The organism is Escherichia sp. WS33 (genome assembly GCF_046486385.1).
GTDB lineage: Bacteria > Pseudomonadota > Gammaproteobacteria > Enterobacterales > Enterobacteriaceae > ECMA0423.
This window is the reverse complement of record NZ_JBJQLJ010000001.1, coordinates 301,552-323,242: the sequence shown is the minus strand read 5'-3', so window position 1 is coordinate 323,242 and position 21,691 is coordinate 301,552. Positions and strand designations below refer to the sequence as shown.

General features: G+C 50.8%; 22 protein-coding genes. 14 read left to right on the top strand and 8 right to left on the bottom strand.

The genetic code is table 11. The annotated features are described in order from the left end of the window. Positions 1-296 precede the first annotated feature (296 nt). The 9 genes from sapA (at position 297) to rnb (ending at position 10,432) form a co-directional block, all read left to right on the top strand. Positions 297-1,940 carry an ABC transporter substrate-binding protein SapA gene (sapA, locus tag ACJHXA_RS01675; RefSeq protein ID WP_001250213.1) on the top strand — a complete coding sequence of 548 codons (1,644 nt, stop codon included), beginning with the start codon at positions 297-299 and terminating at the stop codon, positions 1,938-1,940. Further along, positions 1,937-2,902 (top strand): putrescine export ABC transporter permease SapB, encoded by a 966-nt coding sequence (gene sapB, locus ACJHXA_RS01670; RefSeq protein ID WP_000583277.1) that lies wholly within the window; start codon positions 1,937-1,939, stop codon positions 2,900-2,902. The genes sapA and sapB overlap by 4 nt, the downstream gene beginning before the upstream one ends. Then, on the top strand, positions 2,889-3,779 hold the full coding sequence (gene sapC, locus ACJHXA_RS01665; RefSeq protein WP_001146163.1) for a peptide ABC transporter permease SapC: 891 nt from the start codon (positions 2,889-2,891) through the stop codon (positions 3,777-3,779). The genes sapB and sapC overlap by 14 nt, the downstream gene beginning before the upstream one ends. Then, the gene (gene sapD, locus ACJHXA_RS01660; protein ID WP_001128858.1) at positions 3,779-4,771 is read left to right on the top strand and encodes a peptide ABC transporter ATP-binding protein SapD; all 993 of its coding nucleotides are present in this window, start codon (positions 3,779-3,781) and stop codon (positions 4,769-4,771) included. The genes sapC and sapD overlap by 1 nt, the downstream gene beginning before the upstream one ends. Before the next feature lies 1 nt (position 4,772). Next, positions 4,773-5,579: a peptide ABC transporter ATP-binding protein SapF gene (gene sapF / locus ACJHXA_RS01655; RefSeq protein WP_000573407.1), complete on the top strand. Its 807-nt coding sequence runs from the start codon at positions 4,773-4,775 to the stop codon at positions 5,577-5,579. A gap of 67 nt (positions 5,580-5,646) precedes the next feature. After that, positions 5,647-6,000, top strand: coding sequence for a DUF559 domain-containing protein (locus ACJHXA_RS01650; RefSeq protein WP_000968857.1), 354 nt, complete (start codon positions 5,647-5,649; stop codon positions 5,998-6,000). Positions 6,001-6,369: 369 nt separating this feature from the next. Further along, positions 6,370-7,158, top strand: coding sequence for an enoyl-ACP reductase FabI (fabI, locus tag ACJHXA_RS01645; RefSeq protein ID WP_000506490.1), 789 nt, complete (start codon positions 6,370-6,372; stop codon positions 7,156-7,158). A gap of 144 nt (positions 7,159-7,302) precedes the next feature. Next, positions 7,303-8,430, top strand: a complete 1,128-nt coding sequence (locus ACJHXA_RS01640) for a carboxymuconolactone decarboxylase family protein (protein ID WP_000437858.1) — start codon at positions 7,303-7,305, stop codon at positions 8,428-8,430. 67 nt (positions 8,431-8,497) lie between these two features. Continuing rightward, positions 8,498-10,432, top strand: a complete 1,935-nt coding sequence (gene rnb / locus ACJHXA_RS01635; protein ID WP_000484984.1) for an exoribonuclease II — start codon at positions 8,498-8,500, stop codon at positions 10,430-10,432. Between the two features lie 77 nt (positions 10,433-10,509). Here the strand turns inward: rnb and ACJHXA_RS01630 are convergent, their stop codons facing one another. Continuing rightward, on the bottom strand, positions 10,510-10,614 hold the full coding sequence (locus ACJHXA_RS01630; RefSeq protein WP_000221855.1) for a hypothetical protein: 105 nt from the start codon (positions 10,612-10,614) through the stop codon (positions 10,510-10,512). Positions 10,615-10,667: 53 nt separating this feature from the next. Here ACJHXA_RS01630 and pdeR point away from each other — a divergent pair, with 53 nt between their 5' ends. Continuing rightward, positions 10,668-12,653, top strand: a complete 1,986-nt coding sequence (gene pdeR, locus ACJHXA_RS01625) for a cyclic di-GMP phosphodiesterase (protein WP_000859945.1) — start codon at positions 10,668-10,670, stop codon at positions 12,651-12,653. Here the strand turns inward: pdeR and ymiD are convergent. Then, entirely contained in the window at positions 12,635-12,763 is a 129-nt protein-coding gene (gene ymiD, locus ACJHXA_RS01620; protein ID WP_211180493.1) for a protein YmiD, read from the bottom strand. The two genes, pdeR and ymiD, sit on opposite strands and share 19 nt — an antisense overlap. Positions 12,764-12,799: 36 nt before the next feature. Between ymiD and yciZ the strand changes: the two genes are divergently transcribed. From yciZ to osmB, 3 genes are all read left to right on the top strand, one after another. Next, on the top strand, positions 12,800-12,973 hold the full coding sequence (gene yciZ / locus ACJHXA_RS01615) for a protein YciZ (RefSeq protein ID WP_001288368.1): 174 nt from the start codon (positions 12,800-12,802) through the stop codon (positions 12,971-12,973). An 89-nt stretch (positions 12,974-13,062) separates the two neighbouring features. Then, entirely contained in the window at positions 13,063-13,812 is a 750-nt protein-coding gene (locus ACJHXA_RS01610; protein ID WP_001088621.1) for a DNA-binding transcriptional regulator YciT, read from the top strand. Positions 13,813-14,080: 268 nt separating this feature from the next. Then, a complete protein-coding gene (gene osmB, locus ACJHXA_RS01605; RefSeq protein WP_000498253.1) occupies positions 14,081-14,299 on the top strand; it encodes an osmotically-inducible lipoprotein OsmB in 219 nt (72 codons plus the stop codon). A 125-nt stretch (positions 14,300-14,424) separates the two neighbouring features. Here the strand turns inward: osmB and yciH are convergent, their stop codons facing one another. From yciH to pgpB, 5 genes are all read right to left on the bottom strand, one after another. Then, on the bottom strand, positions 14,425-14,751 hold the full coding sequence (gene yciH, locus ACJHXA_RS01600) for a stress response translation initiation inhibitor YciH (RefSeq protein WP_001295580.1): 327 nt from the start codon (positions 14,749-14,751) through the stop codon (positions 14,425-14,427). Next, on the bottom strand, positions 14,751-15,488 hold the full coding sequence (gene pyrF, locus ACJHXA_RS01595; RefSeq protein WP_000176283.1) for an orotidine-5'-phosphate decarboxylase: 738 nt from the start codon (positions 15,486-15,488) through the stop codon (positions 14,751-14,753). The genes yciH and pyrF overlap by 1 nt, the downstream gene beginning before the upstream one ends. A 192-nt stretch (positions 15,489-15,680) precedes the next feature. Beyond that, positions 15,681-16,850, bottom strand: coding sequence for a lipopolysaccharide assembly protein LapB (lapB, locus tag ACJHXA_RS01590; RefSeq protein WP_000891353.1), 1,170 nt, complete (start codon positions 16,848-16,850; stop codon positions 15,681-15,683). A gap of 6 nt (positions 16,851-16,856) precedes the next feature. After that, complete coding sequence (lapA, locus tag ACJHXA_RS01585) at positions 16,857-17,165, bottom strand: lipopolysaccharide assembly protein LapA (RefSeq protein WP_000876286.1); 309 nt, start codon at positions 17,163-17,165, stop codon at positions 16,857-16,859. Positions 17,166-17,313: 148 nt separating this feature from the next. Further along, positions 17,314-18,078, bottom strand: coding sequence for a phosphatidylglycerophosphatase B (pgpB, locus tag ACJHXA_RS01580; RefSeq protein ID WP_039023324.1), 765 nt, complete (start codon positions 18,076-18,078; stop codon positions 17,314-17,316). 169 nt (positions 18,079-18,247) lie between these two features. Between pgpB and ribA the strand changes: the two genes are divergently transcribed. Then, positions 18,248-18,838: a GTP cyclohydrolase II gene (gene ribA / locus ACJHXA_RS01575; RefSeq protein WP_001176295.1), complete on the top strand. Its 591-nt coding sequence runs from the start codon at positions 18,248-18,250 to the stop codon at positions 18,836-18,838. Positions 18,839-18,901: 63 nt separating this feature from the next. On the opposite strand, the gene acnA is transcribed toward ribA, so the two are convergent. Then, a complete protein-coding gene (gene acnA, locus ACJHXA_RS01570) occupies positions 18,902-21,577 on the bottom strand; it encodes an aconitate hydratase AcnA (protein ID WP_000099530.1) in 2,676 nt (891 codons plus the stop codon). Positions 21,578-21,691 lie beyond the last annotated feature (114 nt).

The window sequence follows — 21,691 nt, the reverse complement described above, 5'->3', positions numbered from 1 at the left end:
GATCGGTCAGTATCGTTGTCCGGATAAAGCGTTCACGCCGCATCCGGCTAACAATGACACGCACTGCAGCGTGCTTTAATGGGTTTCTCACGATCGTACCGCTCTGCTCCTCGCTAAGTTGTTCTGTGAGTTATAGTTATAGAGAAATCACGGGTACGAATGTTGAACAGATGGCGACGCCACCTGTTCAACGACCAACCACACGGCCCTCATTACGACCCCTGAACACAAACGGTAATGGCAAATGTCATTAAATATTAGTAAGATAGCCTCTTTACATAAAATCCCTTAATATTATGCGCCAGGTATTATCGTCTCTTTTGGTGATTGCTGGACTTGTGAGTGGTCAGGCAATCGCCGCGCCTGAATCCCCCCCGCATGCTGATATCCGCGACAGCGGTTTTGTCTATTGCGTCAGCGGGCAAGTCAACACCTTTAACCCATCCAAAGCGAGCAGTGGGTTAATTGTCGATACCCTTGCCGCCCAGTTTTATGATCGACTGCTGGATGTCGATCCCTATACCTATCGCCTGATGCCGGAACTTGCCGAAAGCTGGGAAGTACTCGACAACGGCGCGACCTATCGCTTCCACCTGCGTCGCGATGTTCCGTTTCAAAAAACCGACTGGTTTACTCCCACTCGTAAAATGAATGCCGACGATGTGGTGTTTACCTTCCAGCGAATTTTTGACCGCAACAACCCGTGGCATAACGTCAACGGCAGCAACTTCCCCTACTTCGACAGCCTGCAATTTGCCGATAACGTGAAAAGCGTCCGCAAACTGGATAATCATACCGTTGAGTTCCGACTCGCCCAGCCGGATGCTTCTTTTTTGTGGCACCTCGCAACCCATTATGCTTCGGTCATGTCGGCAGAATATGCCCGGAAGTTAGAGAAAGAAGATCGCCAGGAGCAACTCGACCGTCAACCGGTCGGCACCGGTCCGTATCAGTTGTCGGAATACCGCGCCGGGCAATTTATTCGCCTACAACGTCATGATGACTTCTGGCGCGGTAAACCGTTAATGCCGCAGGTAGTGGTGGATTTAGGCTCCGGCGGCACCGGACGTCTGTCGAAACTCCTGACCGGGGAATGCGACGTTCTGGCCTGGCCTGCTGCCAGCCAGCTATCCATTTTGCGTGACGACCCGCGCTTGCGTTTAACGCTGCGTCCTGGGATGAACGTCGCCTATCTGGCATTTAACACCGCCAAACCGCCGCTAAATAATCCCGCTGTCCGCCATGCACTGGCACTGGCGATTAATAACCAGCGCCTGATGCAATCCATCTATTATGGTACGGCTGAAACGGCGGCCTCTATTTTACCGCGCGCCTCGTGGGCCTATGACAACGAGGCTAAAATTACTGAATACAATCCGGCGAAATCGCGCGAACAGTTGAAGGCGTTGGGGCTGGAAAACTTAACGCTGAAACTGTGGGTGCCCACACGTTCGCAGGCGTGGAACCCCAGTCCACTGAAAACTGCCGAACTGATTCAGGCGGATATGGCGCAGGTTGGCGTAAAAGTGGTGATTGTGCCGGTAGAAGGTCGCTTTCAGGAGGCGCGGTTGATGGATATGAGCCATGATCTGACGTTATCCGGTTGGGCGACGGACAGTAACGACCCGGACAGTTTCTTCCGTCCGTTACTGAGCTGCGCGGCAATTCATTCACAGACCAACCTCGCCCACTGGTGCGATCCGAAATTCGACAGCGTGTTGCGTAAGGCGCTCTCCTCGCAGCAGCTGGCAGCGCGTATTGAAGCCTATGACGAAGCGCAGAGTATTCTGGCGCAGGAATTACCTATTCTGCCGCTGGCGTCGTCATTGCGTTTGCAGGCCTATCGGTACGATATCAAAGGTCTGGTACTTAGCCCGTTTGGTAACGCCTCCTTTGCTGGGGTGTATCGCGAGAAACAGGATGAGGTGAAAAAACCATGATTATCTTCACCTTACGCCGCATTTTGTTATTGATTGTCACCTTGTTCCTGCTGACCTTCGTTGGCTTCAGTTTGAGCTATTTCACTCCACACGCGCCGTTACAAGGCGCGTCACTGTGGAATGCCTGGGTGTTCTGGTTTAACGGCCTGATCCACTGGGATTTTGGTGTTTCCAGCATTAACGGTCAACCGATTGCCGAACAGTTAAAAGAGGTCTTCCCTGCGACGATGGAACTGTGCATCCTCGCCTTCGGTTTTGCGCTGATTGTTGGCATCCCCGTGGGGATGATTGCCGGGATTACGCGCCATAAGTGGCAGGATAACTTGATCAACGCCATCGCCTTGCTGGGCTTTTCAATCCCGGTGTTCTGGCTGGCGCTTCTGTTGACGCTGTTTTGTTCACTCACGCTAGGTTGGTTGCCCGTTTCAGGGCGTTTCGATCTGCTGTACGAAGTGAAACCGATTACCGGGTTTGCGTTGATTGATGCCTGGCTTTCGGACTCACCATGGCGGGATGAAATGATCATGAGCGCAATCCGCCATATGATATTGCCCGTGATCACCCTGTCGGTTGCGCCAACAACTGAAGTGATCCGACTGATGCGTATCAGCACTATCGAAGTGTATGACCAGAACTATGTTAAAGCGGCGGCTACCCGCGGTTTGTCGCGCTTTACTATTTTGCGTCGCCACGTTCTGCATAACGCGTTACCGCCGGTTATTCCTCGCCTGGGCTTACAGTTTTCCACCATGCTGACGCTGGCGATGATCACCGAAATGGTTTTTAGCTGGCCGGGTTTAGGGCGCTGGTTAATTAACGCCATCCGCCAGCAGGATTACGCAGCCATTTCCGCCGGAGTGATGGTGTGTGGCTCACTGGTCATTATTGTTAACGTGATTTCTGATATTTTGGGTGCCATGGCTAACCCTCTGAAACATAAGGAATGGTATGCCTTACGATAGCGTATACAGCGAAAAGCGCCCGCCGGGCACGCTGCGTACCGCCTGGCGCAAATTTTATAGTGACGCCTCTGCGATGGTCGGCCTGTACGGCTGCGCGGGGCTGGCTGTACTGTGTATTTTTGGCGGCTGGTTTGCGCCTTACGGCATCGACCAGCAATTTCTCGGTTACCAATTATTGCCGCCGTCATGGTCGCGCTATGGCGAAGTTTCTTTCTTCCTGGGGACTGACGACCTCGGACGCGATGTTTTAAGCCGTTTACTGAGCGGAGCTGCGCCAACCGTGGGTGGCGCATTTGTGGTGACGCTTGCCGCGACGATCTGTGGCCTGGTACTGGGCACCTTCGCCGGGGCGACGCACGGCCTACGCTCAGCGGTGCTTAACCATATTCTGGATACCTTACTGGCGATCCCTTCGCTGCTGCTGGCAATTATCGTTGTAGCGTTTGCCGGACCGAGTTTGTCCCACGCTATGTTTGCTGTCTGGCTGGCATTGCTGCCGCGTATGGTACGTTCGATTTACAGCATGGTGCATGACGAACTGGAAAAAGAGTACGTTATCGCCGCCCGTCTGGATGGCGCATCAACGCTGAATATTCTCTGGTTTGCTGTGATGCCAAACATCACCGCCGGGCTGGTCACCGAGATCACCCGCGCACTGTCGATGGCAATTCTCGATATCGCCGCGCTGGGCTTTCTCGATCTCGGCGCACAACTCCCCTCGCCTGAATGGGGAGCGATGCTCGGTGATGCGCTGGAACTGATTTATGTCGCCCCGTGGACTGTCATGCTGCCAGGTGCGGCAATTATGATTAGCGTGTTGTTGGTTAACCTCCTTGGCGATGGCGTTCGTCGTGCGATTATTGCGGGGGTGGAATAATGCCATTACTCGATATTCGTAACCTGACCATTGAATTTAAAACCGGTGATGAGTGGGTTAAAGCCGTCGACCGGGTAAGTATGACCTTAACCGAAGGTGAAATCCGCGGTCTTGTTGGTGAATCCGGTTCCGGCAAGAGTTTGATTGCGAAAGCGATTTGTGGGGTGAATAAAGATAACTGGCGTGTTACTGCTGACCGTATGCGTTTTGATGATATCGATTTGCTGCGTCTCTCCGCACGCGAACGGCGCAAACTGGTTGGCCATAACGTGTCGATGATTTTCCAGGAACCGCAGTCGTGTCTTGACCCTTCAGAACGTGTGGGTCGCCAGTTGATGCAAAACATCCCAGCCTGGACCTATAAAGGCCGTTGGTGGCAGCGTTTTGGCTGGCGCAAACGCCGTGCCATTGAACTGCTGCACCGCGTGGGGATTAAAGATCACAAAGATGCGATGCGCAGTTTTCCCTATGAGTTGACCGAAGGTGAATGTCAGAAAGTGATGATAGCCATTGCACTGGCGAATCAACCGCGTCTGCTGATTGCTGACGAACCGACCAACTCAATGGAGCCAACAACCCAGGCGCAAATCTTTCGCCTGCTGACGCGTCTCAACCAAAACAGCAATACCACTATTTTGCTTATCAGCCATGACTTACAAATGCTTAGCCAATGGGCGGATAAAATTAACGTGCTTTACTGCGGTCAAACAGTGGAAACCGCGCCGAGTAAGGAGTTGGTGACGATGCCACATCATCCTTATACCCAGGCGCTGATCCGCGCGATACCAGACTTCGGCAGCGCGATGCCGCATAAAAGTCGCCTCAATACGCTGCCCGGCGCTATCCCACTGCTGGAACAGTTACCGATTGGTTGTCGTCTGGGGCCACGTTGCCCGTATGCACAACGAGAATGCATTGTGACGCCACGTTTGACGGGGGCGAAAAATCATCTCTATGCCTGTCATTTCCCGCTGAACATGGAGAAAGAGTGAGATGATCGAAACGCTGCTTGAAGTGCGTAATTTAAGTAAAACGTTCCGCTACCGGACCGGCTGGTTTCGTCGTCAGACCGTAGAAGCGGTAAAACCCTTGAGCTTTACGCTACGTGAAGGCCAGACACTGGCGATTATTGGCGAGAATGGTTCGGGTAAATCCACGCTGGCAAAAATGCTGGCGGGAATGATAGAGCCTACCAGCGGCGAGTTATTGATTGACGATCATCCACTGCATTTTGGCGATTATTCCTTCCGCAGTCAGCGTATTCGCATGATTTTTCAGGATCCTTCGACCTCGTTGAATCCCCGTCAACGTATCTCGCAAATTCTGGATTTTCCACTGCGCCTGAACACCGACCTGGAACCGGAACAGCGTCGCAAACAGATTATTGAAACGATGCGTATGGTTGGGCTGCTACCGGATCACGTCAGTTACTATCCGCATATGTTGGCACCCGGACAAAAACAGCGTCTGGGTCTGGCGCGCGCGCTGATATTGCGCCCAAAAGTCATTATTGCCGATGAAGCCCTCGCTTCACTGGATATGTCGATGCGTTCGCAGTTGATTAATCTGATGCTGGAGTTACAGGAAAAACAGGGCATTTCGTATATTTATGTTACCCAGCATATCGGAATGATGAAGCACATTAGCGACCAGGTGCTGGTGATGCATCAGGGCGAGGTTGTCGAGCGAGGCAGCACCGCGGATGTGCTGGCATCACCGCTGCATGAACTCACCAAACGGCTGATTGCCGGGCACTTTGGCGAAGCATTGACAGCGGATGCGTGGCGTAAAGATCGCTAATTTTCTGAATCCTCCTTCCAGATTATTCACCTCATTCTGACAAGAGATTAAATCTTGTCAGAATGAGGTGATGGATAAAATAAAATCAAATGCGCGTGATTTAAGAAGCAATCTCACTTTGCAGGAACGAAAGCTCTGGCGATATCTTCGCAGCCGACGTTTTGGTGATTTCAAATTTCGCCGTCAACATCCGGTGGGGAGCTACATTCTCGATTTTGCTTGCTGCTCGGCGCGTGTAGTCGTTGAGCTGGATGGTGGGCAGCATGATTTGGCAGTTGCCTATGATTCCAGGCGCACTAGCTGGCTTGAGTCGCAGGGCTGGACCGTGCTGCGTTTCTGGAATAACGAGATTGATTGTAATGAGGAGACGGTGCTGGAGAATATTCTGCAGGAACTGAACCGCCGGTCACCCTCTCCCTGAAAGAGCGAGGGGGCCGACCGAGCCGAATAGCTGTTGTGGTGAAAATATGGTGACAGTTCTGGAGAATATTCGGCAAGGTCTGAACCGTCCCAGCCATCGCCCTGAAAGGGTTAGGGGGCTGTATAAGCCTGTTTGTTGCTGGGGTGACAATATTTGCACAATACGGTCCCCTCGCCCCTCTGGGGAGAGGATTAGGGTGTGGGGAAAAGCGCCCACCCTGCCCGCACCCTGCTCCGGTCGGACCTGGCAGCTATAGCCACTCACAGCCAGGTTGATTATAATAACCGTTTATCTGTTCGTACTGTTTACTAAAACGACGAATCGCCTGATTTTCAGGCACAACAAGCATCAACAATAAGGATTAAAGCTATGGGTTTTCTTTCCGGTAAGCGCATTCTGGTAACCGGTGTTGCCAGCAAACTATCCATCGCCTACGGTATCGCTCAGGCGATGCACCGCGAAGGAGCTGAACTGGCATTCACCTACCAGAACGACAAACTGAAAGGCCGCGTAGAAGAATTTGCCGCTCAATTGGGTTCTGACATCGTTCTGCAGTGCGATGTTGCAGAAGATGCCAGCATCGACACCATGTTCGCTGAACTGGGGAAAGTTTGGCCGAAATTTGACGGTTTCGTACACTCTATTGGTTTTGCACCTGGCGATCAGCTGGATGGTGACTATGTTAACGCCGTTACCCGTGAAGGCTTCAAAATTGCCCACGACATCAGCTCCTACAGCTTCGTTGCAATGGCAAAAGCTTGCCGCTCCATGCTGAATCCGGGTTCTGCCCTGCTGACCCTTTCCTACCTTGGCGCTGAGCGCGCTATCCCGAACTACAACGTTATGGGTCTGGCAAAAGCGTCTCTGGAAGCGAACGTGCGCTATATGGCGAACGCGATGGGTCCGGAAGGTGTGCGTGTTAACGCCATCTCTGCTGGTCCGATCCGTACTCTGGCGGCCTCCGGTATCAAAGACTTCCGCAAAATGCTGGCTCATTGCGAAGCCGTTACCCCGATTCGCCGTACCGTTACTATTGAAGATGTGGGTAACTCCGCGGCATTCCTGTGCTCCGATCTCTCTGCCGGTATCTCCGGTGAAGTGGTCCACGTTGACGGCGGTTTCAGCATCGCTGCAATGAACGAACTCGAATTGAAATAATCATTCTGTTGGTAAATATTGGGCGGCGTTCTGCCGCCCGTTATCTCTGTTATACCTTTCTGATATTTGTTATCGCCGATCCGTCTTTCTCCCCTTCCCGCCTTGCGTCAGGATAACGATTTCCTTTACGACCAAGGAGCGCCCATGGAACAACGCCACATCACCGGCAAAAGCCACTGGTATCATGAAACGCAATCCAGTACTGCGGAGTATGACGTTCTGCCTCTGGTCCCGGAAGCCGCAAAGGTCAGCGATCCCTTTCTGCTCGACGTGATCCTTGATGAAGAAACGCTGGCTCCCTTCCTTTCATGGCTGGTCCCTGCGCGCGTTCTTGCAGTGGAATTGTTCCCTGACCAGCTTACCGTGACCCGTTCACAGACCTTCACCGCTTATGAACGCTTGTCTACGGCCCTGACGGTTGCTCAGGTTTGCGGCGTCCAGCGGTTATGTAACTACTATTCGGCGCGACTTACGCCGCTCCCCGGGCCTGATTCCTCCAGGGAAAGCAATCATAGGTTGGCACAAATCACGCAATATGCCCGCCAACTGGCTAGCTCGCCTTCTATTATCGACAACCGATCGCGCCAGCATCTGAATGACGTCGGTCTTACTGCCGGGGACTGTGTGATCATTAACCAAATCATTGGTTTTATTGGCTTTCAGGCGCGGACCATTGCGACATTTCAGGCTTATCTCGGGCACCCGGTACGCTGGTTACCCGGTCTGGAAATACAAAACTACGCCGACGCGTCACTGTTTGCTGATGAATCAATACGCTGGCGAAGCAGCTATGAGGTGGAAAAACTACCTGAAGAGTACACAAAAAGTTCAACAGCAGAACTTTGCCAACTGGCCGAAACACTCTCTCTCCACCCTATTTCACTTTCCCTTCTCGAAAGGTTGTTAAACAGTACACGGGTTAATACACAGCCGGATAATAAGCTTGCGGCGTTGTTATGCGCGCGGATAAATGGCAGTCCTGCTTGTTTTGCCGCCTGTATGGATTCATCAAATGAATATAAAAAAATCAGCCCCCTTCTGCGCAAGGGCGAAAATGAAATTAACCAATGGGCTGACCGTCATTCTGTTGAGCACGCTACCGTTCAGGCGATACAATGGCTGACCCGAGCACCCGATCGCTTTAGCGCCGCCCAGTTCAGCCCTTTACTCGAACACGAAAAATCATCAACGCAGATTATTAATCTGCTGGTATGGAGCGGGCTGTGTGGCTGGATAAATCGCTTAAAAATCGCGTTGGGTGAGACATATTAACCTTGCCGCGTCAGACAGATTCGCGTAAAACTGTCAGCCGCTCTAATGGCCACCAAAATAGACAATTATGTTTCAGGACAACCCGCTGCTAGCGCAGCTTAAACAGCAACTGCATTCCCAGACGCCACGCGCTGAAGGGGTGGTAAAAGCCACAGAAAAAGGCTTTGGCTTCCTGGAAGTCGACGCGCAAAAAAGTTATTTCATTCCGCCGCCGCAGATGAAAAAAGTCATGCATGGCGACCGAATTATCGCGGTGATCCACAGTGAAAAAGAACGTGAATCCGCAGAGCCAGAAGAACTGGTTGAACCGTTCCTGACTCGTTTCGTGGGTAAAGTTCAGGGCAAAAATGACCGTCTGGCCATCGTTCCTGATCATCCACTCTTAAAAGACGCCATTCCTTGCCGCGCAGCCCGTGGCCTGAACCACGAGTTTAAAGAAGGCGACTGGGCGGTTGCCGAAATGCGCCGTCATCCGCTGAAAGGCGATCGTTCTTTCTATGCTGAACTGACACAATACATCACTTTTGGTGACGACCACTTTGTACCGTGGTGGGTTACCCTTGCGCGCCATAATCTGGAAAAAGAAGCACCAGACGGCGTCGCTACCGAAATGCTCGATGAAGGTCTGGTTCGTGAAGATCTGACCGCGCTGGATTTTGTCACCATCGACAGTGCCAGCACAGAAGATATGGATGACGCCCTTTTCGCTAAGGCGTTGCCGGATGACAAACTTCAGCTGATTGTGGCGATTGCCGATCCAACCGCGTGGATTGCAGAAGGCAGCAAGCTGGACAAAGCCGCGAAAATTCGCGCATTCACCAACTATCTGCCTGGCTTCAACATCCCTATGCTGCCTCGCGAGCTTTCTGACGATCTCTGCTCACTGCGCGCCAATGAAGTCCGCCCGGTACTGGCATGCCGCATGACGCTCTCCGCTGATGGCACCATTGAAGATAATATCGAATTCTTTGCCGCCACCATCGAATCCAAAGCGAAGCTGGTGTATGACCAGGTTTCTGACTGGCTGGAAAATACCGGTGACTGGCAGCCTGAAAGTGAAGCAATTGCCGAACAAGTCCGTTTGCTAGCGCAAATTTGCCAACGCCGCGGTGAGTGGCGTCATAACCACGCACTGGTGTTTAAAGATCGCCCGGATTACCGCTTTATTCTCGGTGAAAAAGGTGAAGTGCTGGATATCGTCGCCGAGCCTCGTCGCATTGCCAACCGTATCGTCGAAGAAGCGATGATTGCCGCTAACATTTGTGCGGCCCGCGTACTGCGCGATAAGCTCGGTTTTGGCATCTATAACGTGCATATGGGCTTTGATCCGGCGAATGCCGACGCGCTGGCAGCGTTGCTGAAAACGCACGGTCTGCATGTCGATGCCGAAGAAGTGCTCACGCTGGACGGTTTCTGCAAACTGCGTCGTGAACTGGATGCGCAACCAACTGGTTTCCTCGACAGCCGCATTCGTCGCTTCCAGTCATTTGCTGAAATTAGCACTGAACCCGGTCCTCACTTTGGCCTCGGTCTGGAAGCATACGCCACCTGGACTTCGCCGATCCGTAAATATGGCGACATGATCAACCACCGTCTGCTGAAAGCGGTTATCAAAGGCGAAACTGCGACGCGCCCACAGGATGAAATCACTGTCCAAATGGCCGAGCGTCGCCGTCTCAACCGGATGGCAGAACGTGATGTTGGTGACTGGTTATACGCACGCTTCCTGAAAGACAAAGCCGGGACCGACACCCGTTTCGCAGCGGAAATTGTCGATATCAGCCGTGGCGGCATGCGTGTTCGTTTGGTTGATAACGGCGCTATCGCCTTTATTCCGGCACCTTTCTTACACGCTGTGCGCGATGAACTGGTTTGCAGCCAGGAAAACGGCACTGTACAAATTAAAGGTGAAACGGTTTACAAAGTGACTGACGTTATTGACGTCACTATTGCCGAAGTCCGCATGGAAACCCGCAGCATTATTGCGCGCCCGGTCGCGTAATCTCCTTTCACGGCCCATTCCTCATGGATGGGCCGTTTATTTCCCCGCTCTACCTTCGTTATATCCAGGCAGATTTTTTAACTGACTTTCGTTTGAAAACTGGCGTTTTTCCAAAACTGGATTACAAATAAATATATAAAAAAAACAATGCGTTTAGCCGCCGTTAATTTCATGTAAGTCATGTTGTTCCTTTTATTTAACCGCGGACTCCGCAGTTAACCGGAGGATATGCATCATGAAAACCGTTAGGGAGTCCACAACGTTGTACAACTTTCTCGGATCGCACAATCCATACTGGCGGTTGACGGAAAGCAGCGATGTTTTGCGCTTTTCTACCACCGAAACCACAGAACCTGATCGTACTTTGCAGTTATCTGCCGAACAGGCTGCTCGCATCAGGGAAATGACGGTCATCACCTCCAGCCTGATGATGAGTCTGACCGTCGATGAAAGCGATCTTTCTGTGCATCTGGTAGGACGAAAAATCAATAAACGGGAATGGGCTGGCAACGCGTCTGCATGGCATGACACACCGGCGGTTGCTCGTGATTTATCACACGGGCTTTCCTTTGCTGAGCAGGTAGTTTCTGAAGCACATTCCGCAATAGTGATTCTCGACAGCCGGGGGAATATCCAACGCTTCAATCGGTTATGTGAAGATTACACAGGGTTGAAAGAACACGACGTCATTGGGCAAAGCGTGTTTAAACTGTTTATGAGCCGTCGTGAAGCTGCGGCATCCAGGCGCAATAACCGTGTATTTTTTCGAAGCGGCAATGCATATGAAGTCGAACTGTGGATACCAACATGTAAAGGCCAGCGGCTGTTTCTGTTTCGCAATAAATTTGTCCACAGCGGCAGTGGCAAAAACGAGATTTTTTTAATCTGTTCCGGCACCGACATTACCGAAGAGCGCCGCGCTCAGGAGCGACTGCGTATTCTGGCAAATACCGACAGTATCACCGGACTGCCGAATCGTAACGCAATGCAGGATTTAATCGATCACGCTATTAATCATGCAGATAACAATAAAGTTGGGGTTGTGTATCTTGATTTGGATAATTTCAAAAAGGTCAACGACGCCTATGGGCATTTGTTTGGTGACCAGTTATTACGCGACGTGTCATTGGCTATTTTAAGCTGTCTCGAACATGACCAGGTGTTGGCGCGTCCAGGTGGGGATGAGTTTCTGGTACTGGCATCCAACACCTCACAAAGCGCGCTGGAAGCAATGGCATCACGAATTTTGACCCGCTTACGGCTCCCCTTTCGCATTGGTTTAATTGAAGTTTATACCAGCTGTTCAGTAGGTATTGCACTCTCTCCCGAACATGGTTCAGACAGCACGGCTATTATTCGTCACGCCGACACAGCAATGTACACAGCGAAGGAAGGCGGACGAGGACAATTTTGCGTTTTTACCCCAGAAATGAATCAACGGGTATTTGAATATCTCTGGCTGGATACCAACTTGCGTAAAGCACTGGAAAACGATCAGTTGGTTATTCACTATCAACCGAAAATCACCTGGCGTGGCGAAGTGCGCAGTCTGGAAGCACTAGTACGTTGGCAGTCACCTGAACGTGGGTTGATTCCACCGTTGGACTTCATTTCCTACGCCGAAGAGTCAGGGCTAATTGTGCCTTTAGGCCGTTGGGTGATTCTCGATGTCGTACGCCAGGTGGCGAAGTGGCGGGATAAAGGTATTAACCTGCGAGTGGCGGTAAATATTTCTGCACGTCAGCTCGCCGATCAAACCATTTTCACCGCCCTGAAACAGGTTCTCCAGGAACTCAATTTTGAATACTGCCCTATAGATGTTGAACTGACAGAGAGTTGTCTGATTGAGAATGATGAACTGGCACTGTCTGTTATTCAACAATTTAGCCAACTAGGTGCGCAAGTGCATCTGGATGATTTTGGTACCGGCTACTCTTCACTTTCGCAACTGGCGCGCTTTCCGATCGATGCCATCAAACTTGACCAGGTTTTTGTTCGAGATATTCACAAACAACCTGTCTCGCAGTCACTGGTCCGGGCGATCGTCGCTGTGGCCCAGGCATTGAATCTTCAGGTGATCGCCGAAGGTGTAGAGAGTGCAAAGGAAGATGCTTTTTTAACCAAGAACGGGATCAATGAGCGGCAAGGATTTTTGTTTGCCAAACCGATGCCCGCCGTCGCCTTCGAACGCTGGTATAAACGCTATCTGAAGCGCGCATAAGTAGATGAATATATATACTTAGCGCTATATCCCGTCATTATATATCGTATTCCTGGATGATAATTAGCCGTTGCTGTTAAACACTTCTCTTTTAGCGGCAATTTTTGCATTATTCATTTTCCACTTTTGCTATAAGGATGTCCTTGATGTCTGAATTTGATGCCCAGCGCGTTGCCGAACGTATTGATATTGTGTTAGATATCCTTGTGGCAGGCGATTACCACTCTGCGATCCATAATCTCGAGATACTTAAAGCAGAACTCTTGCGCCAGGTTGCTGAATCTACGCCAGACATCCCGAAGGCACCGTGGGAGATTTAACAATCGTGCCTTCAGGTTTTCCTATTTGAGGATGCCCGGCGCGTCAGTATTTTTTTATTTAGTATTATAACGTTATAAGAATTACAGCGATGAATTCCCGACAACAAACTATTCTACAGATGGTCATTGACCAGGGTCAGGTTAGCGTAACCGATCTGGCAAAAGCCACTGGAGTTTCTGAAGTTACCATTCGCCAGGATCTCAACACCCTCGAAAAACTGAGTTACCTCCGCCGTGCACATGGCTTTGCAGTTTCGCTTGATAGTGATGACGTCGAAACCCGTATGATGAGCAACTATACGCTGAAGCGTGAACTCGCCGAGTTTGCCGCGTCACTGGTTCAACCGGGCGAAACCATCTTTATCGAAAATGGTAGCAGCAATGCCCTGCTCGCCCGGACTCTGGGCGAACAGAAGAAAAATGTCACTATCATCACAGTCAGCAGCTACATTGCGCATTTGCTGAAAGACGCGCCTTGTGAAGTCATTTTGCTCGGTGGCGTGTACCAGAAAAAAAGCGAAAGTATGGTTGGCCCTTTGACACGCCAGTGCATCCAGCAGGTACATTTCAGCAAAGCATTTATTGGTATTGATGGCTGGCAACCTGAAACTGGATTCACCGGTCGCGATATGATGCGTACCGATGTGGTCAATGCCGTGCTGGAAAAAGAGTGCGAAGCGATAGTCCTGACTGACAGCTCGAAATTTGGTGCTGTACATTCATACTCCATCGGTCCCGTTGAGCGATTCAATCGCGTGATTACCGATTCGAAAATACGCGCCAGCGATCTGATGCATCTTGAGCACAGTAAACTCACCGTTCACGTCGTTGACATTTAACCATTTCCCTTCTCTACGGATGATTTGCAGTTTGGCAAATCATCCGCTCTAAGATGATTCCTGGTTGATAATTAAGACTATTTACCTGTTATTAACACTCTCAAGATATAAAATTATTATCAGCGATATAACAGGAAGTCATTATCACCTGCGTGATATAACCCTGCGCGCGAGCAGATTTCACGGAATAATTTCACCAGGCTTATTCTTAGCTATTATAGTTATAGAGAGCTTACTTCCGTGAATCATAAATTCAGGAGAGAGTATTATGTTTGTAACGAGCAAAAAAATGACCGCGGCTGTTCTGGCAATTACCCTGGCAATGTCTCTGAGTGCCTGTTCTAACTGGTCTAAACGGGACCGCAACACCGCAATCGGCGCGGGTGCAGGGGCATTAGGCGGTGCAGTACTGACCGATGGCAGTACGTTGGGTACATTAGGTGGTGCAGCTGTCGGTGGTGTTATTGGTCACCAGGTCGGTAAATAATCGTAAATAAATGTCGATTATCGACTCGCAATTATAATACGCTTGATTCTGTTCAGTACGAAATAACTGAATAATACACACAGTAAAATATTCGAAAGCCACGGATATATCCGTGGCTTTTTATGTTAACCACCTGCGAGTTTTACCTTCATCCCTTTCGCTTCAAGTAGTGATTTTAATAAATCACGCTTATCGCCCTGGATTTCAATAACTCCATCTTTAACTGCTCCGCCGCAGCCGCATTTTTTCTTCAGTTCCGCTGCAAGTTTTGTCAGTTCGGCATCATCGAGATCGACACCGGTAATCAGGCAAACGCCCTTACCTTTACGTCCACTGGTCTGACGCTGAATACGCACCACACCGTCGCCTTTAGGGCGTACAGGGGCCGCTTTGGGCTCATCAATACGTCCGGTTTCCGTTGAGTAGACCAGACGGCTGTTGGAATCACTCATCATGCACTCCGCTGTAAAGAGGCGTTGATCGCTTTCAGCGTCTGCGCTGGATCTACCGATTGCGTTACCGGGCGACCAATCACCATATAATCAACACCAGCCGACAACGCCTGTTCTGGCGTCATAATGCGGCGCTGGTCACCAGCTTCACTCCCCTGCGGACGAATGCCCGGCGTAACCAGTTTGAACTCCTGACCGAATACCTGTTTAAAGCGCACAGCTTCCTGAGCAGAACACACCACACCATCAAGGCCACATTTTTGCGTCAGTGCCGCCAGACGTTCTGCATAATCTGCAGGTGACAGTGTCATGCCAAGATCGACCAGGTCGCTGGCTTCCATGCTGGTCAACACTGTCACAGCAATCAAAAGCGGTGCATCTTTGCCAAACGGAACCAGTGCCTCACGCGCTGCGGTCATCATACGCGCCCCACCAGAGGCATGAACATTCACCATCCACACGCCTAAGTCAGCTGCAGCAGCGACAGCGTGCGCAGCAGTGTTAGGAATATCGTGGAATTTCAGGTCAAGAAAGATATCAAAACCACGCTGTTGAAGTTCGCGCACAAACTGTGGCCCAAACAATGTAAACATCTCTTTGCCGACCTTCAGACGACAATCGCGTGGTTCGATCTTGTCGACAAAGGACAGCGCGTCATCACGATTATGATAATCAAGGGCAACAACCACAGGAGAATTCGTAACAGCGCGGGAAGAAGATGAAGCAGTTAACGTCATGACCAGACCTTCTTGATGATGGGCACCGGAAGTGGCGCGAAACAGGTAAACGGCGAGCATTCTACCCGTGGAAATAAAAAATTAACAGTTGCGATTTTTCCCCTGGCAGGCTTTTTCTGCGCCGTCGTTGCCGGAGCACAATGGAACATCAATAACTAGTATGTTGTAACTAAAGTAGGATTTTTTTAAAAATTACAGGCCATCAAGACCGCGAATCGGTTTAATGGTTGACCAGGCCCGACAAGACGGACAATGCCAGTAGAGGGTGTATGCGGTAAAACCACATTTCTGGCAGCGATAACGAGGCTTACTACGTACCTTTTCGCCAACCATGTCACGCAGCACCATCAGGCTCTCTTTGGCACGCCCTTCTTCCGCTTCATTTAAGTGGTAATCCATTAACTTATGGAACACACGCATGGTCGGATGACGCTGAAGCTGGCGCGTAATATAGACCTGTGCGGCCTCACTACCGTCGCGCGCTTCGATGATATCAGCAAGCATCAATTCAGCATCGGCACCGGTGTTCTCTTCCACCGCGCGTTGCAGGAATTCTGCCCATTCGGCAGTTTTACCCAACTGCTGATAGCAGGTTTGCAACATTTCCAGCGTTTCGCTGACCAGTTCTCTGTCCTGGGATATCACGCGTTGCAAACTTTCGACGGCTTTGGCGTATTCTCCTTTCGCCATAAACACGCGTCCCATCATGATGGATACGCGGGCGCTGTTTTTATCTGCCGCCGCCCCTTTTTTTAGCAAGGTCATGGCACGATCGAGATCGTCGCTGGCCATATGCTGCAGGGCTAACTCACAGTAGAAATGGGCAATTTCGACGCGCTGTTTATCTTTACCCAGCTTCACCAGGCGTTCGGCAACATCAATTGCTTTCTGCCACTCACTGGTAGCCTGGTAGATTTGTAGCAACTGTTGCAGAGCGCCAATGCGGAAGTCAGTTTCATCGGTCAGCTGATTGAACATGTCTTCCGCGCGGTCGTATAACCCGGCGGCCATGTAATCACGCCCTAGTTGTTGAATCGCCAACAGACGCTGTTCATAGGTCAGCGAGGCGCTTTCCATTAGGGTCTGATGGATGCGAATAGCGCGATCAACTTCGCCACGCGAACGGAACAGGTTTCCGAGCGTAAGGTGGGCTTCAACGGTGCCTGTATCCTCTTTAAGCATATCGAGAAACAGGTCTACCGCTTTATCCTGTTGATTACTAAGCAGGAAGTTAACCCCCGCTACGTAATCACGCGACAAGCGGTTGGCTTCATCTTGCTTGTTTTGTTGCGCACTTCTGCGGCCCATATACCAGCCATAGGCAGCGGCTACAGGCAAAAGCAGAAACAACAACTCCAGCATAGAAAGTTATTCCTTCGCCGCTGACGAGTGCGGCACTACAGCCACGTCAGTCGCGGGTGAAAGCTGGTTTTCCAGTCGCTTTATTTTACGTTCAGCGCGCGCCAGGGAAACACGAACTCGCAGCCAGAACAGGCCACAAATCAACCAACCGATAGCAAACCCCGCAGCAAACAATACCGCCAGCAATGTGGAAATACGGTACTCCCCTTGCGCTAACAGATAATTAAACGTCACCTGTTGATCGTTCTGCGCACCCAACGTGACCGAAATCACGAAGATCGCTAACACCAGTAAGAAAATGAGTAAATATTTCACATTACTTCCCGTTATGTGGTTAGAGCGAATAAATTATGGTCAACTTACCGCAATAGCCCTTTAAAGTACCATTTTCGCGCCGTCTGCGAAATGGCATCCACGCGCATTGTTGATGATTTAAGGGCTAAATTCGGAAAATCAACCAGCGTTAACTTTCTTGTTCTCGTTGCGCTATTTCGCGATTTTCTTCCGTAGGTGGTGTTAATGGCCCACAAATTCGTTGCGCAAGCCACGTTGCCACCGCCACCAGCGCCCACGAAATCAACGTAGCTACTACCAGATCGCGTGGCCAATGCATCCCGAGCAGCAGGCGGCTTCCCATGACTCCCGTTGCCCAGACCAGCAAGATAGCAATGGTTAACGTTCGCCGACGCGGCCACAGCAAACCAACGGCCAGCAGTGCCCAACTGGCAGCAAACATCGTGTGACCGGAAGGAAAGGCAAACCCCGTCTCTTTCTGCCAGTGTGAACGCAAATATTGTGGGATATTTTTCTCTTCAGCCAACTGTTCTTTCACTAGATTTCCGCGTTCTGCTCGCTTTAAAGTGTAGAACTCATCAACCGGAATATGATGTGTTTTTTCCAGCCAGATAACAAAAGGTCGTGGTTCCTGGACTTTGTCTTTGATCCAGGATTTAACGCCTTGTCCCACAAGGATTGCGGCCGCCAGAATGGCAAATAATACAAAGGCAGCCTTAATGCGAAAACGCAGACACCAGAGAAACCAGCCGAATAAAATCAAATGTGTAATGACGCCCCAGGGCTGGGTGACAGTTTCAGTAACCCAAAAAGCCGCTTTTAGTAGCCAACTTTGTTCTCCAGGTTGCCAACGCCAGCCAGAAATCCATACGGCTACTGGCATGACAAGCAATAGTGCAGCTCCCACTGCGGTACGTCTGGCAATCGAACGCATGGCCTCTCCTTTTTGATAAGTCCCACAATCATAACTGAAAACGCCAGTTCCAGGAAAAATTGACAGATTTGTGCCATTCCGTGAACGATCGACGCGTCGTGATTAGGTGAACCCCTTCTCGTTATGGCAAAATAAGCCAATACAGAACCAGCATTATCTGGAGAATTTCATGCAGCTTAAACGTGTGGCAGAAGCCAAACTGCCAACCCCATGGGGCGATTTCCTGATGGTGGGATTTGAAGAACTGGCAACCGGACACGATCATGTCGCGCTAGTCTATGGCGATATTTCCGGGCATACCCCGGTACTTGCGCGCGTCCATTCCGAATGTCTGACCGGTGACGCCCTGTTCAGCTTGCGCTGCGATTGTGGCTTCCAGCTCGAAGCGGCATTGACGCAAATTGCCGAGGAAGGCCGTGGTATTTTGCTGTATCACCGTCAGGAAGGTCGTAACATTGGTCTGCTGAATAAAATCCGCGCTTACGCACTGCAGGATCAAGGTTACGATACCGTAGAGGCTAACCACCAGTTAGGCTTCGCCGCTGATGAGCGCGACTTCACTCTTTGCGCTGATATGTTCAAACTCCTTGGCGTCAATGAAGTCCGCTTGTTAACCAATAACCCGAAAAAAGTCGAAATTCTGACCGAAGCAGGGATTAATATTGTTGAACGCGTACCATTGATTGTAGGTCGTAACCCCAATAACGAACATTATCTCGATACCAAAGCCGAGAAAATGGGCCATTTGCTGAACAAATAACCCTCTTGCATTGTGTAATTAGTTTGCTTGCCGGAAGCAAAATAACCGGCAAGCAAATACTTGTTACTTCAACATATTACGAATGACATAATGCAAAATGCCGTCGTTCTGGTAGTAGGTCAACTCCGTCGCGGTGTCGATACGACAACGGCAGGGTACGACCTCCTGGCTACCATCCGCGCGCGTAAGCGTCACCGGAACCGTCGCACCGGGTTGTAGATTTTGCAGATCGCCAATATCAATCTTCTCTTCCCCGGTTAGTCCTAACGTTTTACGCGTTACGCCTTGCGGAAATTCCAGCGGCAGGATGCCCATGCCAATTAAATTCGAACGGTGAATTCGTTCAAACGATTCGGCAATCACCACACGAATTCCAAGCAGACGAGGACCTTTTGCCGCCCAGTCACGGCTTGAGCCTGATCCATACTCTTTCCCGGCAATCACCGCCAGCGGCGTTTGTTCCTGCTTATAGCGCATCGCAGCATCATAAATAGAGACTACGTCGCTGTCAGGTAAATGCCGCGTCATCCCCCCTTCAACGCCAGGCACCATTTCATTACGGATGCGAATATTGGCGAAGGTGCCGCGCATCATCACTTCATGGTTACCACGCCGCGAACCGTAGGAGTTAAAGTCTTTTCGCTCAACACCCCGACCTTGTAGATATCGACCCGCTGGGCTGTCGGGCTTAATACTGCCCGCCGGAGAGATATGGTCAGTGGTGACTGAATCCCCCAGCATTGCGAGGATCCGCGCACCGTGAATATCTTCCACTGGTGCTGGTGTTGCCTGCATTTCATCAAAGAAAGGCGATAAGCGAATATAGGTTGAGTCCTCCTGCCAACCGTAGGTATCGGATCGTGTGACGTTAATTTCCTTCCACTCTGCTGTGCCTTCAAAAACTTCTGCGTACTCTTTGCGGAACATTTCTGTGGAGACTTGTTCTACCGCACGGGCAATTTCTTGTGCCGATGGCCAGATATCTTTCAGATATACCGGATCGCCTTTACGATCATGGCCGATAGGCTCAGAAGCCAGGTTGATATTCATATTTCCCGCCAGCGCATAGGCAACCACCAGCGGCGGCGAGGCCAGCCAGTTGGTTTTAACCAGCGGATGGATACGGCCTTCAAAGTTACGGTTGCCGGACAGCACTGCACCGACGGTTAAATCGCCTTTTTTGATTGCCGTTTCGATAGGATCGGGCAGCGGCCCAGAGTTACCAATACAGGTGGTACAACCGTATCCCACAAGGTTAAACCCCAGTTCGTCGAGATACGGTGTCAATTTCGCTTTTGCCAGATAATCAGAAACAACTTTCGAGCCTGGTGCCAGCGACGCTTTGACCCACGGTTGCCGCTTGAGGCCAAGAGTTACGGCTTTTTTCGCCAGCAAGCCTGCAGCCATCAGCACACTTGGGTTAGAGGTGTTGGTGCACGAGGTTATCGCAGCAATGACCACAGCGCCATCAGGTAACTGATACTGATGTCCGTTCATAACATAATCGACCGGCTGGCGATCTTTATGCGTGGCATTCACTTCCAGTTCGTTACTGGCGGCAAATGCTTTTGGTACATCGGGCAGTGCAACGCGATCCTGTGGGCGTTTTGGCCCTGCCAGGCTCGCTTCAACGTCATTCATATCCAGTTCTAACGTACTGGTAAAAATCGGTTCATCGCCCGGGTTACGCCACATGCCCTGCGCTTTGGCATATTTTTCGACCAACTCAACCTGATCTTCGCTGCGCCCGCTTAAACGCATGTAATCGAGGGTTACAGCATCGATTGGGAAGAAGCCACAGGTGGCACCATATTCTGGCGACATATTGGCAATGGTGGCGCGATCCGCCAGCGGTAGTGAATCCAGACCATCACCATAAAATTCGACGAATTTCCCCACCACGCCATGTTTGCGCAGCATTTGGGTAACAGTGAGAACCAGGTCTGTGGCGGTAATACCTTCACGTAATTTACCGGTAAGTTTAAAGCCCACTACGTCCGGGATAAGCATGGAAACCGGCTGGCCTAACATTGCGGCTTCTGCTTCGATCCCACCCACGCCCCACCCCAGCACGCCAAGGCCGTTGATCATAGTGGTGTGCGAGTCAGTACCAACGAGTGTATCCGGATAAGCAATCCATTCACCGTCCTGCAATTCACTCCACACTGCTTTGCCGAGATATTCGAGGTTAACCTGATGGCAAATGCCTGTGCCTGGCGGCACGACGCTAAACCGACTGAACGCTTGCTTTCCCCATTTCAGGAACACATAACGTTCGTGGTTGCGCTCCATTTCCAGGCGTACGTTTTCTTCAAATGCCTCATCATCACCAAAACGATCGACGGTCACCGAGTGGTCAATGACCAGGTCGACCGGTGAGAGCGGGTTAACCTTTGCAGTATCGCCGCCGAGGCGTTTAACCGCTTCGCGCATTGCCGCCAGATCAACAACGGCAGGTACGCCGGTAAAGTCCTGCATCAGCACCCTTGCCGGGCGGTAGGCAATTTCACGGTCAGCATGGGCATTTTTCAGCCATCCTGCCAGCGCGTGGATATCCTCTTCGGTAACCGAGTTACCATCCTGCCAGCGCAGCAGGTTTTCGAGCAAAACTTTGAGTGACTTGGGCAGACGGGTGATATCGCCCAGTGATTTAGCAGCAAGCGGCAGGCTGTAGTAGTGGTAAGTTTTATCTTTGGCCTGCAACGTGTCCTTACTGGCTTCTCGTAGGGTTGACGACATAGCTCCTCCTTAATGACAGGGTTGCGAAGCCCTGATTCTCTTCAGGGTGAATATTAAAGATAACACAAACATCGCGTAACGATTTGATAACAACCCAAATTGATAAAAGAGGAG

Excerpts from the sequence above, each read along its gene's own strand:
- sapA (WP_001250213.1), top strand. The coding sequence starts at position 297 with ATGCGCCAGGTATTATCGTCTCTTTTGGTGATTGCTGGACTTGTGAGT.
- sapB (WP_000583277.1), top strand. The coding sequence starts at position 1,937 with ATGATTATCTTCACCTTACGCCGCATTTTGTTATTGATTGTCACCTTG.
- sapC (WP_001146163.1), top strand. The coding sequence starts at position 2,889 with ATGCCTTACGATAGCGTATACAGCGAAAAGCGCCCGCCGGGCACGCTG.
- sapD (WP_001128858.1), top strand. The coding sequence starts at position 3,779 with ATGCCATTACTCGATATTCGTAACCTGACCATTGAATTTAAAACCGGT.
- sapF (WP_000573407.1), top strand. The coding sequence starts at position 4,773 with ATGATCGAAACGCTGCTTGAAGTGCGTAATTTAAGTAAAACGTTCCGC.
- fabI (WP_000506490.1), top strand. The coding sequence starts at position 6,370 with ATGGGTTTTCTTTCCGGTAAGCGCATTCTGGTAACCGGTGTTGCCAGC.
- ACJHXA_RS01640 (WP_000437858.1), top strand. The coding sequence starts at position 7,303 with ATGGAACAACGCCACATCACCGGCAAAAGCCACTGGTATCATGAAACG.
- rnb (WP_000484984.1), top strand. The coding sequence starts at position 8,498 with ATGTTTCAGGACAACCCGCTGCTAGCGCAGCTTAAACAGCAACTGCAT.
- ACJHXA_RS01630 (WP_000221855.1), bottom strand. The coding sequence starts at position 10,614 with ATGACTTACATGAAATTAACGGCGGCTAAACGCATTGTTTTTTTTATA.
- pdeR (WP_000859945.1), top strand. The coding sequence starts at position 10,668 with ATGAAAACCGTTAGGGAGTCCACAACGTTGTACAACTTTCTCGGATCG.
- ymiD (WP_211180493.1), bottom strand. The coding sequence starts at position 12,763 with ATGCAAAAATTGCCGCTAAAAGAGAAGTGTTTAACAGCAACGGCTAAT.
- yciZ (WP_001288368.1), top strand. The coding sequence starts at position 12,800 with ATGTCTGAATTTGATGCCCAGCGCGTTGCCGAACGTATTGATATTGTG.
- ACJHXA_RS01610 (WP_001088621.1), top strand. The coding sequence starts at position 13,063 with ATGAATTCCCGACAACAAACTATTCTACAGATGGTCATTGACCAGGGT.
- osmB (WP_000498253.1), top strand. The coding sequence starts at position 14,081 with ATGTTTGTAACGAGCAAAAAAATGACCGCGGCTGTTCTGGCAATTACC.
- yciH (WP_001295580.1), bottom strand. The coding sequence starts at position 14,751 with ATGAGTGATTCCAACAGCCGTCTGGTCTACTCAACGGAAACCGGACGT.
- pyrF (WP_000176283.1), bottom strand. The coding sequence starts at position 15,488 with ATGACGTTAACTGCTTCATCTTCTTCCCGCGCTGTTACGAATTCTCCT.
- lapB (WP_000891353.1), bottom strand. The coding sequence starts at position 16,850 with ATGCTGGAGTTGTTGTTTCTGCTTTTGCCTGTAGCCGCTGCCTATGGC.
- pgpB (WP_039023324.1), bottom strand. The coding sequence starts at position 18,078 with ATGCGTTCGATTGCCAGACGTACCGCAGTGGGAGCTGCACTATTGCTT.
- ribA (WP_001176295.1), top strand. The coding sequence starts at position 18,248 with ATGCAGCTTAAACGTGTGGCAGAAGCCAAACTGCCAACCCCATGGGGC.
- acnA (WP_000099530.1), bottom strand. The coding sequence starts at position 21,577 with ATGTCGTCAACCCTACGAGAAGCCAGTAAGGACACGTTGCAGGCCAAA.